This window comes from Lichenihabitans sp. Uapishka_5, from assembly GCF_033947565.1.
In the GTDB taxonomy this organism is placed as follows: Bacteria; Pseudomonadota; Alphaproteobacteria; order Rhizobiales; family Beijerinckiaceae; genus Lichenihabitans.
The window spans coordinates 45,244-59,228 of record NZ_JARPVX010000012.1 but is presented as its reverse complement, the minus strand read 5'-3'; the positions used below and the strand labels follow the sequence as shown (position 1 = coordinate 59,228).

Annotated in this window: 22 protein-coding genes; all 22 read left to right on the top strand. The window is 62.5% G+C overall.

The features are described from left to right. Positions 1-139: 139 nt before the first annotated feature. The 22 genes from P7D22_RS07510 (at position 140) to rplF (ending at position 13,983) form a co-directional block, all read left to right on the top strand. Positions 140-1,132: a UDP-glucuronic acid decarboxylase family protein gene (locus P7D22_RS07510; RefSeq protein ID WP_319933603.1), complete on the top strand. Its 993-nt coding sequence runs from the start codon at positions 140-142 to the stop codon at positions 1,130-1,132. A 427-nt stretch (positions 1,133-1,559) separates the two neighbouring features. Continuing rightward, complete coding sequence (gene rpsL / locus P7D22_RS07505) at positions 1,560-1,931, top strand: 30S ribosomal protein S12 (RefSeq protein WP_319933602.1); 372 nt, start codon at positions 1,560-1,562, stop codon at positions 1,929-1,931. Positions 1,932-1,952: 21 nt separating this feature from the next. Continuing rightward, positions 1,953-2,423 carry a 30S ribosomal protein S7 gene (rpsG, locus tag P7D22_RS07500; protein ID WP_319933601.1) on the top strand — a complete coding sequence of 157 codons (471 nt, stop codon included), beginning with the start codon at positions 1,953-1,955 and terminating at the stop codon, positions 2,421-2,423. Positions 2,424-2,453: 30 nt separating this feature from the next. Beyond that, positions 2,454-4,529 carry an elongation factor G gene (gene fusA / locus P7D22_RS07495; RefSeq protein WP_319933600.1) on the top strand — a complete coding sequence of 692 codons (2,076 nt, stop codon included), beginning with the start codon at positions 2,454-2,456 and terminating at the stop codon, positions 4,527-4,529. A 55-nt stretch (positions 4,530-4,584) separates the two neighbouring features. After that, positions 4,585-5,775, top strand: coding sequence for an elongation factor Tu (gene tuf / locus P7D22_RS07490; RefSeq protein ID WP_319933599.1), 1,191 nt, complete (start codon positions 4,585-4,587; stop codon positions 5,773-5,775). Between the two features lie 60 nt (positions 5,776-5,835). After that, entirely contained in the window at positions 5,836-6,144 is a 309-nt protein-coding gene (gene rpsJ, locus P7D22_RS07485) for a 30S ribosomal protein S10 (RefSeq protein WP_131118053.1), read from the top strand. Between the two features lie 55 nt (positions 6,145-6,199). Then, a complete protein-coding gene (gene rplC / locus P7D22_RS07480; protein WP_319933598.1) occupies positions 6,200-6,922 on the top strand; it encodes a 50S ribosomal protein L3 in 723 nt (240 codons plus the stop codon). A 5-nt stretch (positions 6,923-6,927) separates the two neighbouring features. After that, the gene (rplD, locus tag P7D22_RS07475; protein WP_319933597.1) at positions 6,928-7,548 is read left to right on the top strand and encodes a 50S ribosomal protein L4; all 621 of its coding nucleotides are present in this window, start codon (positions 6,928-6,930) and stop codon (positions 7,546-7,548) included. Beyond that, on the top strand, positions 7,545-7,841 hold the full coding sequence (locus P7D22_RS07470; RefSeq protein WP_319933596.1) for a 50S ribosomal protein L23: 297 nt from the start codon (positions 7,545-7,547) through the stop codon (positions 7,839-7,841). Before rplD ends, P7D22_RS07470 begins: the two co-directional genes overlap by 4 nt. Before the next feature lie 22 nt (positions 7,842-7,863). Continuing rightward, entirely contained in the window at positions 7,864-8,700 is an 837-nt protein-coding gene (gene rplB / locus P7D22_RS07465; protein ID WP_319933595.1) for a 50S ribosomal protein L2, read from the top strand. Between the two features lie 3 nt (positions 8,701-8,703). After that, the gene (rpsS, locus tag P7D22_RS07460) at positions 8,704-8,982 is read left to right on the top strand and encodes a 30S ribosomal protein S19 (protein ID WP_319933594.1); all 279 of its coding nucleotides are present in this window, start codon (positions 8,704-8,706) and stop codon (positions 8,980-8,982) included. A gap of 2 nt (positions 8,983-8,984) precedes the next feature. Next, the gene (gene rplV / locus P7D22_RS07455) at positions 8,985-9,371 is read left to right on the top strand and encodes a 50S ribosomal protein L22 (protein WP_319933593.1); all 387 of its coding nucleotides are present in this window, start codon (positions 8,985-8,987) and stop codon (positions 9,369-9,371) included. A gap of 11 nt (positions 9,372-9,382) precedes the next feature. Next, positions 9,383-10,114 (top strand): 30S ribosomal protein S3, encoded by a 732-nt coding sequence (rpsC, locus tag P7D22_RS07450; RefSeq protein WP_319933592.1) that lies wholly within the window; start codon positions 9,383-9,385, stop codon positions 10,112-10,114. 29 nt (positions 10,115-10,143) lie between these two features. Then, positions 10,144-10,557 carry a 50S ribosomal protein L16 gene (rplP, locus tag P7D22_RS07445; protein ID WP_319933591.1) on the top strand — a complete coding sequence of 138 codons (414 nt, stop codon included), beginning with the start codon at positions 10,144-10,146 and terminating at the stop codon, positions 10,555-10,557. Positions 10,558-10,570: 13 nt separating this feature from the next. Then, positions 10,571-10,777 carry a 50S ribosomal protein L29 gene (gene rpmC / locus P7D22_RS07440; protein ID WP_319933590.1) on the top strand — a complete coding sequence of 69 codons (207 nt, stop codon included), beginning with the start codon at positions 10,571-10,573 and terminating at the stop codon, positions 10,775-10,777. Positions 10,778-10,790: 13 nt separating this feature from the next. Next, positions 10,791-11,054, top strand: a complete 264-nt coding sequence (gene rpsQ, locus P7D22_RS07435; protein ID WP_319933589.1) for a 30S ribosomal protein S17 — start codon at positions 10,791-10,793, stop codon at positions 11,052-11,054. A gap of 277 nt (positions 11,055-11,331) precedes the next feature. Then, positions 11,332-11,700: a 50S ribosomal protein L14 gene (gene rplN / locus P7D22_RS07430; protein WP_319933588.1), complete on the top strand. Its 369-nt coding sequence runs from the start codon at positions 11,332-11,334 to the stop codon at positions 11,698-11,700. Then, positions 11,700-12,014, top strand: coding sequence for a 50S ribosomal protein L24 (gene rplX, locus P7D22_RS07425; protein ID WP_319933587.1), 315 nt, complete (start codon positions 11,700-11,702; stop codon positions 12,012-12,014). Before rplN ends, rplX begins: the two co-directional genes overlap by 1 nt. Continuing rightward, on the top strand, positions 12,007-12,654 hold the full coding sequence (gene rplE, locus P7D22_RS07420; RefSeq protein ID WP_319933586.1) for a 50S ribosomal protein L5: 648 nt from the start codon (positions 12,007-12,009) through the stop codon (positions 12,652-12,654). Before rplX ends, rplE begins: the two co-directional genes overlap by 8 nt. Before the next feature lie 56 nt (positions 12,655-12,710). Further along, the gene (rpsN, locus tag P7D22_RS07415; protein ID WP_319933585.1) at positions 12,711-13,016 is read left to right on the top strand and encodes a 30S ribosomal protein S14; all 306 of its coding nucleotides are present in this window, start codon (positions 12,711-12,713) and stop codon (positions 13,014-13,016) included. 12 nt (positions 13,017-13,028) lie between these two features. Beyond that, positions 13,029-13,424: a 30S ribosomal protein S8 gene (gene rpsH / locus P7D22_RS07410; protein ID WP_319933584.1), complete on the top strand. Its 396-nt coding sequence runs from the start codon at positions 13,029-13,031 to the stop codon at positions 13,422-13,424. 25 nt (positions 13,425-13,449) lie between these two features. Continuing rightward, a complete protein-coding gene (rplF, locus tag P7D22_RS07405; protein WP_319933583.1) occupies positions 13,450-13,983 on the top strand; it encodes a 50S ribosomal protein L6 in 534 nt (177 codons plus the stop codon). Positions 13,984-13,985 lie beyond the last annotated feature (2 nt).

Sequence of the window (13,985 nt, the reverse complement as noted above, 5' to 3'; positions counted from 1 at the left end):
GGCCGATGCCGCCGGCGACCGTCGAAGCGTTGGCGGCCGTGGCGGCGTGTTGACGGATTTCATGGTGCTGCCTAGGGTTTTGGTGCCTTGATCAGCCTAGCCGATCGGCCCGCATCCCATCGTCCGCGAAAGCCCGGCCATGCACCTCCAGAAGACTGTCTTGATTACGGGCGGGGCCGGTTTCGTGGGCTCCTACCTGTGCGAGAAGCTTCTCGATGCCGGCAATCCGGTGGTGTGCGTCGACAACTTCTTCACCGGCCGTCGGGCCAACATCGCCCATCTGCTGGCCAACCCGATGTTCGAGGTGGTGCGCCACGACATCACGCTGCCGTACTTCGCCGAGGTCGACGAGATCTACAACATGGCCTGCCCGGCGTCGCCGGTGCACTACCAATTCGACCCCGTGCAGACCACGAAGACCAGCGTTATCGGCGCCATCAACATGCTGGGCCTCGCCAAGCGGGTGAAGGCCAAGGTGCTGCAGGCCTCGACCTCTGAGGTATACGGCGATCCGAGCGTCCATCCGCAGACCGAAGGCTATTGGGGCAACGTCAACCCGATCGGCCCGCGGTCCTGCTACGACGAGGGCAAGCGCTGCGCCGAAACGCTGTTCTTCGATTACCGGCGCCAGCACGACGTCCACATCAAGGTGGCGCGCATCTTCAACACCTATGGGCCGCGCATGCTGCCGAACGACGGGCGCGTCGTGTCGAACTTCGTCGTGCAGGCCCTGAAGGGCGACCCCATTACGATCTACGGCAATGGAAAGCAGACCCGCTCCTTTTGCTACGTCGAGGATCTCGTTGACGGGCTGATCCGGCTGATGGGCACCGACAAGGCGGTGACCGGGCCGATCAACCTCGGCAACCCAGGCGAGTTCTCCATGCTGGAGCTTGCCGAAATGATCATCGAGCTTGTCGGCAGTCGGTCCGAGATCGTGTTCCGTCCCCTACCGGTCGACGACCCGCGCCAGCGCCAGCCCGACATCACCCAGGCGGCCGAAAAGCTCGGCTGGGCCCCGACGACGCCGCTGAAGGCAGGCCTCGGCAAGACCATCACCTATTTCGATCAGCTGTTACGCGGCCTCGAGGACCACAGTCGCGTGCGGCCGCCAGCCGCCGTGGTGCGCTGAACCGATCGACTGGACAGCTTAGACGATTGGCGCCATCCGCGCCCGGCCGCGCCGTTGCGCAGGGGCGATCCGGCAAGAAAATCGTTGACGCCCCAACGGCAAGCCCTTAAGAGCGACTTCACATTCAACGGGCCGTAGGCATCCACCGTTCCGGAACGACGCGTTCCCGACCCAAGGAAGCCTAAACGCCGTTGGCGTCTCCTGAGACTGCGTAACAAGTCATCTCCAGCTTTCGAGCCGGAGCAGAAGGCAAGAACGAGGGTGCTTCACCTTCGGTCCTCTGCATTGCGGCGCATCCGGCCCGATCGGGCTGAATGCGGTGTATTGCTTTGTGTTGGCGCCACGTCACGGCTGGGCCGGCCGGGGTGTGATGATGTTTGGGCCAGGGGCGTCGCCGAAGGGCGGCGGCCACAACAGGGCGGAATGGATGCCGACGATCAGCCAGTTGATCCGCAAGCCGCGGGTTGCAGTTACCGCACGGAACAAGGTGCCGGCGCTTCAGCAGAGCCCGCAGAAGCGTGGCGTGTGCACGCGTGTCTATACGACGACGCCGAAGAAGCCGAACTCGGCGCTCCGTAAGGTTGCCAAGGTTCGCTTGACCAACGGCTTCGAAGTCATCGGCTACATTCCGGGCGAAGGTCACAACCTTCAGGAACATTCCGTGGTGATGATCCGCGGCGGTCGCGTGAAGGATCTGCCGGGCGTGCGCTACCACATCCTCCGCGGCGTGCTCGACACGCAGGGCGTGAAGAACCGGAAGCAGCGCCGCTCGAAGTATGGCGCGAAGCGTCCGAAGTAACGATTTTAGGAACGGTCTCCCATGTCCCGTCGCCATAGCGCAGAAAAGCGTGAGATCCACCCGGACGCCAAGTACGGGGATGTGACGCTCACCAAGTTCATGAATTCCATCATGTATGATGGAAAGAAGTCGACCGCCGAGCAGATCGTCTACGGCGCTTTCGAGATCGTCGAGACCAAGCTCCGCACCGAGCCGCTGCCGATCTTCCAGCAGGCGCTCGACAACGTCGCGCCGTCGATCGAAGTGCGGTCGCGCCGCGTTGGTGGCGCCACCTACCAGGTGCCGGTCGAGGTTCGGCCGGAGCGTCGTCAGGCTTTGGCGATCCGCTGGCTCATCACGGCGGCCCGCGCCCGCAACGACAAGACCATGGTCGACCGTCTTTCGAACGAGTTGATCGACGCTTCCAACAACCGCGGCAACGCGGTGAAGAAGCGCGAAGACACACACCGCATGGCGGAGGCGAACCGCGCCTTCTCCCACTACCGTTGGTAATCGGCGTTTCAGCCTTCCAAGGATCTCCCCATGCCTCGCAGCCATAAAATCGAGGACTACCGCAACTTCGGCATCATGGCCCACATCGACGCGGGCAAGACGACGACGACCGAGCGGATCCTTTATTATTCCGGCAAGTCCCATAAGATCGGCGAAGTCCACGACGGCGCCGCGACCATGGACTGGATGGAGCAGGAGCAGGAACGCGGCATAACGATCACGTCTGCCGCGACGACGACGTTCTGGAACGATCATCGCCTGAACATCATCGACACGCCCGGCCACGTCGACTTCACCATCGAGGTGGAGCGCTCGCTCCGCGTGCTCGACGGCGCTGTTTGCGTGCTCGACGGCAACCAGGGCGTGGAGCCCCAGACCGAGACGGTCTGGCGCCAGGCGGACAAGTACAACGTGCCCCGCATCGTGTTCGTCAACAAGATGGATAAGATCGGCGCCGACTTCTATAAGTGCGTCGACGACATCAAGACGCGTGTTGCGGGTCGTGCCATCTGCATCCAGTTGCCGATCGGCGCGGAATCGGACTTCAAGGGCATCATCGACCTCGTCCGCATGAAGGCGGTCGTTTGGGACAATGAAAACCTCGGCGCGTCCTTCCACGACGAAGAAATCCCGGCCGACATGGTCGAGAAGGCGGCGGAATACCGTTTCGCCCTGATCGAGGCGGCGGTCGAGCTCGATGACGACGCCATGGCGGCTTACCTCGACGGCACCGAGCCGGATGAAGCCACGCTGAAGGCGTGCATCCGCAAGGCCGTGCGTCACATCACCTTTATCCCGGTGTTGTGCGGAACCGCCTTCAAGAACAAGGGCGTGCAGCCCCTGCTCGACGCCGTGGTGGATTACCTGCCCTCGCCGATCGATCGCGAAGCCATCAAGGGCATCGAGGTCGACACCGACAAGGAAGTCGTTCGCCTGCCGGGCGACGATGAGCCCTTCTCGATGCTCGCCTTCAAGATCATGGACGACCCCTTCGTCGGCACGATCACCTTCTGCCGCGTCTACTCCGGCAAGGTCGAGACCGGCACCACGGTCATGAACTCGACCAAGGAGAAGAAGGAGCGTGTCGGTCGCATGCTTCTGATGCATGCGAACAACCGCGAAGACGTGAAGGAAGCCTTTTCGGGCGACATCGTGGCGCTGGCCGGTCTCAAGGACACGCGGACGGGTGACACCCTGTGCGATCTCCAGAAGCAGGTCGTGCTAGAACGCATGGAATTCCCCGAGCCGGTCATCGAGATCGCGATCGAGCCGAAGTCCAAGGCCGACCAGGAGAAGCTGGGCATCGCCCTGTCGAAGCTGGCTGCCGAGGACCCGTCCTTCCGCGTGTCGACCGACCAGGAGTCGGGCCAGACCATCCTGAAGGGGATGGGCGAGCTTCACCTCGACATCAAGGTCGACATCCTGCGCCGCACCTACAAGGTAGATGCCAATATCGGCGCGCCTCAGGTGGCGTACCGCGAGAAGCTGACCAAGCGGGTCGAGCAGGACTACACCCATAAGAAGCAGACCGGTGGCACGGGCCAGTTCGCTCGCGTCAAGATCGTCTTCGAGCCGAATGAGACCGGCAAGGGCAATATCTTCGAGTCGAAGATCGTCGGCGGCTCGGTGCCGAAGGAGTTCATCCCCGGCGTCGAGAAGGGCATCAACTCGGTCATGGGGTCGGGCGTCATCGCCGGCTTCCCGGTGGTCGACACCAAGGCGACCCTGATCGACGGTGCCTTCCACGATGTCGACTCGTCGGTTCTGGCCTTCGAAATCGCGTCGCGTGCGGCCTTCCGTGAGGCTCTCCAGAAGGGTGGCTCCGTGCTGCTCGAGCCGATCATGAAGGTTGAGGTCGTGACGCCGGAAGACTACACGGGTTCGGTCATCGGCGATCTGAACTCGCGTCGCGGGCAGATCCAGGGCCAGGACATGCGCGGCAACGCGAATGTCATCAACGCGATGGTGCCGCTCGCCAATATGTTTGGCTACGTCAACCAGTTGCGCTCCTTCTCGCAGGGCCGCGCTAACTACACGATGCAGTTCGACCATTACGAGCAGGTGCCGGCGGGTGAGGCCGCCAAGGTTCAGGCGAAATACGCCTGAGCCACCCGACCCCATCATCCAGCTGAGCCTGTTCAAGGTTTAAGAGGAGCCATTCATGGCTAAGGAAAAGTTCTCCCGTAATAAGCCGCATTGCAACATTGGCACCATCGGTCACGTCGACCATGGCAAGACGTCGTTGACCGCGGCCATCACCAAGGTGCTGGCTGAAAAGGGCGGCGCCACCTTCACGGCCTACGACCAGATCGACAAGGCCCCGGAAGAGAAGGCCCGTGGTATCACCATCTCGACGGCTCACGTCGAATACGAGACCGCAAACCGCCATTACGCCCACGTCGATTGCCCCGGCCACGCCGATTATGTGAAGAACATGATCACCGGCGCCGCGCAGATGGACGGCGCCATTCTGGTGGTGTCAGCCGCCGACGGCCCGATGCCGCAGACCCGCGAGCACATTCTTCTCGCCCGTCAGGTCGGTGTGCCGGCGCTCGTCGTGTTCCTCAACAAGGTCGACATGGTCGACGACGAGGAGCTCCTGGAGCTCGTCGAGCTCGAGGTTCGCGAGCTGTTGTCGAAGTACGAGTTCCCCGGCGACGACATTCCGATCACCAAGGGCTCGGCACTGTGCGCGCTCGAGAACAAGCAGCCCGAGATCGGCCACGACGCCATCCTGAAGCTGATGGAAACCGTCGACGCCTACATTCCGCAGCCTGAGCGCCCGAAGAACCTGCCCTTCCTGATGCCGGTAGAGGACGTGTTCTCGATCTCGGGTCGCGGCACGGTGGTGACGGGCCGCATCGAGCGCGGCATCATCAAGGTTGGTGAGGAAATCGAGATCGTCGGTATTCGTCCGACCGTGAAGTCGACCGTCACCGGCGTCGAGATGTTCCGCAAGCTGCTCGACCAGGGCGAGGCTGGCGACAACGTCGGTTGCCTGCTGCGCGGCACGAAGCGCGAAGACGTCGAGCGCGGCCAGATCCTGTGCAAGCCCGGCTCCGTGAAGCCCCACACCAAGTTCAAGGCCGAGGCCTACATTCTCACCAAGGACGAAGGTGGCCGTCACACGCCGTTCTTCACCAACTATCGTCCGCAGTTCTACTTCCGCACCACGGACGTGACCGGCATCGTGACGCTTCCCGAGGGCACCGAGATGGTGATGCCGGGTGACAACATTTCCATGGACGTGGCGCTGATCGTGCCGATCGCCATGGAGGAGAAGCTGCGCTTCGCTATCCGCGAGGGTGGCCGCACGGTTGGCGCCGGCGTCGTCGCGACGATCATCGAGTAAGAGGCGATCTAGGGGAGCGGGAGCCCTGCTCCCGCTCCACCTTGATCAAAGGATGAGAACATGAACGGTCAAAACATCCGTATCCGCCTCAAAGCCTTCGACCATCGCGTCCTCGACGCGTCCACGAAGGAGATCGTGTCGACTGCGCGTCGCACGGGCGCTCAGGTGCGCGGCCCCATTCCGCTGCCGACCCGGATCGAGAAGTTCACGGTGAACCGTTCGCCCCACGTCGACAAGAAGTCGCGTGAGCAGTTCGAGATCCGCACCCACAAGCGCGTGCTTGACATCGTCGACCCGACCCCGCAGACGGTCGACGCTCTGATGAAGTTGGATCTGGCTGCCGGCGTAGACGTCGAAATCAAGCTCTGATCCCTGATTTGAACCGACACCTCTCCATGTGATGTGTCTTGAAGGATTTCTGACAATGCGGTCAGGCGTAATCGCCCAGAAGGTCGGGATGACCCGCATCTTCACAGATGCTGGCGAACATGTTGCGGTCACGGTGCTGAAGCTCGAGGGCTGCCAGGTTGTGGCGCATCGCACGGAAGCCAAGAACGGTTACACGGCGCTGCAGCTCGGCTTCGGCAAGGCCAAGGTGAAGAACGTCACCAAGGCCGAGCGTGGTCATTTCGCAGTGGCCAATGTCGAGCCGAAGATGGAAGTCGCCGAGTTCCGCGTCACCCCGGATCTGCTGATCCCGGTCGGTGCGGAGATCACGGCCGATCATTTCGTCGAGGGGCAGTTCGTCGACGTGACAGGCACCGCGACCGGTAAGGGCTTCGCCGGCCCGATGAAGCGCTGGAACTTCGGCGGTTTGCGCGCCACGCACGGTGTGTCGTTGTCGCATCGTTCGCACGGTTCGACCGGTGGTCGTCAGGATCCTGGCAAGACTTTTAAGAACAAGAAGATGGCCGGTCATCTTGGCACCGACCGCATCACCACGCTAAACCTCAAGGTTGTGAAGGCCGATGTGGCCCGTGGCTTGCTGCTGGTCGAAGGCGCTGTTCCCGGCGTCGCAGGTGGCACCATTTATGTGCGGGACGCCATCAAGCGCCCGCGCCATGCCGATGCCCCCCTTCCTGGCAAGTTCCGGTCGGCTGGCGACGCCACCCCGGCTTCCGCTGAAACCGCTCCTGCGGAGGCCTGAGACCCATGAATATCGACATCACCTCCCTGGACGGGCAGTCGTCCGGCTCGCTCGAGCTGAATGATTCCATCTTTGGCCTCGAGCCGCGTCCCGACCTGATCTCGCGCATGGTTCGCTATCAGTTGGCGAAGCGTCGTGACGTGGCGGCCGCCGCCATGGGCCGCGCCGAAGTCTGGCGCACCGGCAAGAAGATGTACAAGCAGAAGGGGACGGGTTCCGCGCGTCATGGATCGGCCCGCGTGCCGCAGTTCCGCGGCGGCGGTAAGGCTCATGGCCCTGTGGCTCGTGCTTTCGCGCATGATCTTCCCAAGAAGGTCCGTGCCCTGGCGCTGAAGCATGCTTTGTCGGCGAAGGCCAAGAGCGGCGAGATCATCATTTGGGACAAGGCTGCGCTCGACGAGGGCAAGACCAAGCTCCTGAAGGAGCGCTTCGGCGCTTTGGGCCTGACCAACGCCCTGATCATCGATGGTGCCGAGCTGCACCAGGGCTTTTCGCTCGCGGCGCGCAACATCCCGCAGATCGACGTCCTGCCGATCCAGGGCATCAACGTTTATGACATTCTGCGTCGGGAGAAGCTGGTGTTGACCCGGGCTGCCGTGGACGCTCTGGAGGCCCGCTTCGCATGAGCCATTCCCTCACCCACTACGACGTCATCGTCTCACCGATCATCACCGAGAAGGCGACGCTCGCCTCCGAGTACAATCGGGTGACCTTCAAGGTTCATCGCGAGGCCACCAAGGCGCAGATCAAGGCTGCCATCGAGGCCTTGTTCAACGTCAAGGTCGAAGGCGTGAATACGCTGGTCCGCAAGGGCAAGACCAAGTTCTTCCGTGGTCGCCGGGGCACCCAGGCCGACCTGAAGAAGGCCATCGTCCGTTTGGCCGAAGGTCACACGATCGACGTCACCACCGGCCTCTGACCAGGGAGCAAGGAACGCTGTCATGGCATTAAAAACCTACAAGCCAGTCACGCCGAGCCTCCGCCAGTTGGTGCAGGTCGATCGTTCGAGCCTTTGGAAGGGCAAGCCCCTCAAGGTGCTGACTGAAGGCATTTCCGAGAAGGGTGGCCGCAACAACACCGGCCGCGTGACCGTCCGTTTCCGTGGTGGCGGTCACAAGCAGACCTACCGCATCATCGACTTCAAGCGTCGCAAGCTCGACATGTCGGCGACGGTGGAGCGGCTGGAATACGACCCGAACCGCACGTCGTTCATCGCCCTCATCAAGTATGAGGACGGCGAGCAGACCTACATCATCGCGCCGCAGCGGTTGAACGTCGGCGACAAGGTGGTGGCTGGTGCACAGGTCGACGTGAAGCCCGGCAATGCGATGCCGTTGTCGGCGATCCCGGTCGGGACCATCGTCCACAACGTTGAGATGAAGATCGGCAAGGGTGGCTCGATCGCTCGCTCGGCCGGCACCTACGTGCAGATCGTCGGGCGCGACCAGGGTTATGTCAGCATCCGCCAGGCGTCGGGCGAGACGCGACTGATCCATGGTCAGTGCTTCGCCACCGTCGGCGCGGTGTCGAACCCCGATCACATGAACATCAATCATGGTAAGGCGGGCCGGTCACGCTGGCTCGGTCGGCGCCCGCATAACCGCGGCGTCACCATGAACCCGATCGACCATCCGCACGGTGGCGGCGAAGGCCGCACCTCGGGTGGCCGGCATCCCGTCACGCCCTGGGGCAAGCCGACCAAGGGTAAGAAGACCCGTACCAACAAGCAGACCGGCACGTTCATCGTGCAGTCCCGTCACGCGCGCAAGAAGGGCTAATCCATGTCACGCTCGATCTGGAAAGGTCCGTTCGTCGACGGGTATCTGCTGAAGAAGGCAGAAACCTCGCGGGCGTCGGGCCGCAGCGAAGTCATCAAGATCTGGAGCCGTCGCTCCACCGTCTTGCCGCAGTTCGTGGGTCTCACCTTCGGCGTCCACAACGGTCACAAGCATGTGCCGGTGCAGGTGAACGAGGACATGATCGGTCATAAGTTCGGCGAGTTCGCGCCGACCCGGACCTTCCACGGCCATGCGGCCGACAAGAAATCCAAGAGGGGCTGAGCATGGGCAAGCAGAAGGCACCCCGCGACCTCGGCGAGACGGAAGCCAAGGCGGTTGCGCGAATGATCCGCATCAGCCCCCAGAAGCTTAACCTGCTGGCCCAGCTGATCCGCGGCAAGAAGGTTGAGACGGCGTTGGCCGATCTCCAGTTCTCGCGCAAGCGCATTGCCCTCGACGTGAAAAAGACGCTCGAAAGCGCGATCGCCAACGCGGAAAACAATCACGACCTGGACGTCGACGATCTCGTCGTGGCCCAGGCCTTCGTCGGCAAGGCTCTCGTCATGAAGCGCTTCAGCCCGCGGGCCCGCGGCCGCGCCGGGCGGATTGAGAAGCCCTTCTCGAACCTGACCATCATCGTGCGCGAAGTTGCGCAAGACGCCGCGGCCTGAGGACCAATACCATGGGTCAGAAAGTCAATCCGATCGGTCTGCGTCTCGGTATCAACCGGACGTGGGACTCGCGCTGGTTCGCCACCAAGGGCGAATACGCAAAGCTCCTCCATGAGGATATGAAGATCCGCGAAGCCTTGATGGCTGCGCTGAAGCAGGCAGCGGTCTCCAAGATCGTCATCGAGCGCCCGCACAAGAAGTGCCGCGTCACTATTCAGTCGGCACGTCCGGGTGTGGTGATCGGCAAGAAGGGCGCCGATATCGACAAGCTGCGCAAGATGGTGTCGAAGATCACGGCCTCCGAGGTGGTGATCAACATCACCGAGGTGCGGAAGCCAGAAGTCGACGCCACCCTGGTGGCGGACTCTATCGCGCAGCAGCTCGAGCGTCGCGTCGCCTTCCGTCGCGCCATGAAGCGGGCCGTTCAGTCGGCCATGCGTCTCGGTGCACAGGGCATCCGCATCAACTGTGCGGGTCGTCTCGGCGGTGCCGAAATTGCGCGCCTTGAGTGGTATCGCGAAGGACGGGTGCCGCTGCACACGCTGCGCGCCGATGTCGATTACGGCGTGGCGACGGCCAACACGGCTTACGGCACGTGCGGCATCAAGGTGTGGATCTTCAAGGGCGAGATCCTCGAGCACGACCCGATGGCGCAGGACAAGCGCGCCGCGGAACAGGACCATTCGGGCGGTGGTGGCGATCGTCGTCGTCGGGACCGCGATCGCGACAACCGCGCCGCCTGAGCGCAGCCGAGAAGAGTTAGAGAAACCCCATGCTGCAACCGAAACGCACCCAGTTTCGCAAGGCGTTCAAGGGCCGCATCCACGGTGCGGCCAAGGGCGGCTTCGAACTCAACTTTGGCCAGTTCGGCCTCAAGGCTCTCGAGCCGGAGCGTGTCACCGCGCGCCAAATCGAGGCTGCCCGCCGTGCCCTGACGCGTCATATGAAGCGCGCCGGTCGCGTGTGGATCCGTATCTTCCCGGACGTGCCGGTGTCGAAGAAGCCGACCGAAGTCCGCATGGGTAAGGGCAAGGGGGCTCCGGAATTCTGGGCCGCCCGCGTCCATCCCGGCCGCATCATGTTCGAGCTCGACGGCGTGCCGGTCGAACTCGCTCGTGAGGCTCTGGCCCTCGCGGCCGCCAAGCTGCCGATCAAGACCAAGTTCATCGAACGCATCGCCGAATAAGGGAGCAGGCACCATGAAATCCTCTGAGCGCCTGTCCGACATCAAGGCGATGTCCGATGACCAGCTTTCGGACGAAGTCCAGAAGCTGAAAAAGGAACAGTTAAACCTCCGCTTCCAGCGCGCCACGGGCCAGCTGGAAAACAGCTCCCGTGTCCGGGTCGTCCGCCGCGATATCGCGCGGGTCAAGACCATTGCGGCGCAGAAGCGCAGCGCCAAGTAACGGGTGATTTGAGATGCCGAAGCGTATCCTCCAGGGCACTGTCGTCAGCGACAAGCAGGAAAAGACCGTGGTGGTGAAGGTGGAGCGCCGCTTCACCCATCCGCTGCTGAAGAAGACCGTGCGTCGGACCAAGAACTACCACGCGCATGACGAGGGTCGTCAGTTCAAGGTCGGCGACATGGTGTCAATCGAGGAAACCCGTCCGATCTCGCGTTTAAAGCGCTGGGCCGTGCTGCCGCGCGCCGCCGTCGCCACTTCGGGCGAGACACAGGCGTAATTCTCTTGTATGAGGCGGCAACCCCGCCTTAAAGCAGGTTGTGGCCTCCCTCCTTTGCGACAGCAGGGGAGGGCGGTTCGCGTTAGGCGGTCGGTCCTTTCGTGATTGTACGACATGTGGAGCCGAGGCTTGCCCCGACGGCTTCACGTTCGCTTGCTCGTAAGAGCAGGCCGAGAGGGCACCTCGCGCCGGGCAACCGGGGCGACAACAATCATCTGAGTTTCCCTCCGTGGCCTTCGGGTTCACAGGGTCCGGGAAAGATCGAAAGGCTTGAGCCATGATTCAGATGCAGACAAACCTGGACGTCGCGGACAATTCCGGCGCGCGCCGAGTTATGTGCATCAAGGTGCTGGGTGGTTCCAAAAGGAAGTACGCCGGCGTAGGTGATATCATTGTGGTCTCCATCAAGGAGGCCATTCCGCGCGGTCGCGTGAAGAAGGGTGATGTCATGAAGGCCGTGGTGGTTCGGACCGCCAAGGACATCCAACGCGCTGACGGCTCCGTCATCCGCTTCGACACCAACGCCGCCGTACTGATCAACAATCAGTCCGAGCCGGTTGGCACCCGCATCTTCGGACCGGTGCCGCGCGAGCTTCGCGCCAAGAACCACATGAAGATCATCTCGCTCGCGCCGGAGGTGCTGTAATGGCTGCCAAGATCAAGAAGGGCGACAAGGTCATCGTTCTTGCCGGACGCGACAAGGGTCGGGACGGCGAAGTTCTTGAGGTTTACCCCAAGGAGGACCGGGCGCGTGTCGGTGGCATCAACATGGTGAAGCGCCACACGAAGCAGACCCAGACCGAACAGGGCGGCATTATCTCGAAGGAAGCCCCCATTCACCTGTCCAACCTCTCGCTGATGGATAAGGCCGGCAAGCCGGTCCGCGTCGGCTTCAAGGTGATGGATGACGGCCGCAAGGTGCGGGTTGCGAAGAAGTCGGGAGAGTTGATCGATGGCTGAGGCGAAAACCAAAAGCTCCGCCCCGGCCCCCGGCAAGATTGCCCGTGGCTCGGTCGGTCAGTTCGACACCTCCGTCGCGTCCGCTCCGCCGCAGGGCTACCAGCCCCGGCTGAAGCAGCTCTACCAGGACGAAATCCGGCAGAAGCTGACGCAAGAATTCGGTTACAAGAACGTCTTCGCGGTGCCGAAGATCGACAAGATCGTGCTCAACATGGGCGTTGGCGAGGCGGTGAGCGACACCAAGAAGGTGTCGACCGCAGCAGCCGACCTCGCGCTGATCGCCGGTCAGAAGCCGGTCATTACCCACGCCCGGAAGGCCATCTCGACCTTCAAGGTGCGCGAGAACATGCCGCTCGGCGCCAAGGTGACGCTGCGTGGCACTCGGATGTACGAGTTCCTGGACCGTCTGACCACGATCGCGCTGCCGCGCGTGCGTGACTTCCGCGGCCTGAACCCGAAGAGCTTTGATGGTCGTGGCAACTACGCCATGGGCATCAAGGAACATATCATCTTTCCCGAGATCGACTACGACAAGGTCGAAACCGTCATCGGCATGGACGTGATCGTGTGCACCACCGCCAAGACCGATGAGGAGGCTCGCGCGCTCCTCAAGGCCTTCAACTTCCCGTTCCGGCAGTGAGCGGCGGCCCTGAGGGGTCGCACCACGCTCAAACGCGGACACCAAGGACGTAGGACATGGCAAAGAAAAGTTCAGTTGAGAAGAACAACAACCGCAAGGCTCTCGTCGAGCGTCTGGCGCCCAAGCGTCTGGCCCTGAAGAAGGTCGCCGCCGATCAGAGCCTCTCGATGGAAGAGCGGTTCGAGGCACGCCTCAAGCTTGCCGAGATGCCGCGGAACTCGGCGTCGATCCGGGTTCGGAACCGTTGCGAAGTCTCGGGCCGGTCGCGCTCGGTGTATCGCAAGATGAAGATGTCGCGCATCGCGCTTCGGGAATTGGGCAACAAGGGCCTGATCCCGGGCCTCGTGAAGTCCAGCTGGTAAGGGGAGCCTCAGATGGTCAATGATCCACTGGGCGATATGCTCACCCGCATCCGCAACGCCGGGATGCGCCGCAAGGGGAAAGTTTCGACCCCGGGTTCCAAGCTGCGTGCGTCCGTGCTCGATGTGCTCGAGCAGGAAGGTTACATCCGCGGTTATTCGCAGACCGACCTCGGCAACGGCCGGACGGAATTCGATATTGAGCTGAAGTACTTCGATGGCCTGCCGGTCATCAAGGAAATCCAGCGCGTGTCGAAGCCCGGTCGCCGGGTCTACTCGGCCGTCACCCAGATGCCGCGCGTCGCCAACGGCCTCGGCATTACCATCATGTCGACGCCCAAGGGCGTCATGGCGGATCACATCGCTCGCGAACAGAATGTTGGCGGCGAAGTGCTCTGCAAGGTGTTCTGAGCGAACGGCCGGGAAGGATCACATCATGTCTCGAGTCGGAAAAAAGGCGGTCCCGGTGCCCAAGGGCGTCACCGCAACCGTCACAGGCCAGACGGTGTCCGTAAAGGGCGCCAAGGGCGAGCTCAGCTTCACGGTGCCGGACGATTGCTCCGTCACCTTCGCCAATGACGAGATCAAGGTCGACCCGCGCTCGGATTCGAAGCGCGCGCAGGCCATGTGGGGTACGTCGCGCGCGCAGATCAACAACATCGTGACCGGCGTCACCGCCGGATTCGAGCGGAAGTTGGAGATCACCGGCGTCGGCTACAAGGCGGCTGTTGCGGGCAAGAACCTGCAACTGTCGCTCGGCTACAGCCACGACATCACCTTTCCGATCCCGGAAGGCCTGACCATCGTGGCGCCGCGTCCGACCGAACTGATCATCAGCGGCAACGACAAGCGCACCGTGGGCCAGACGGCCTCGGAGATCCGCGCCCTGCGTCCGCCGGAGCCCTATAAGGGCAAGGGTGTGAAGTATGCTGGCGAGTTCATCTTCCGCAAGGAAGGCAAGAAGAAGTAAGG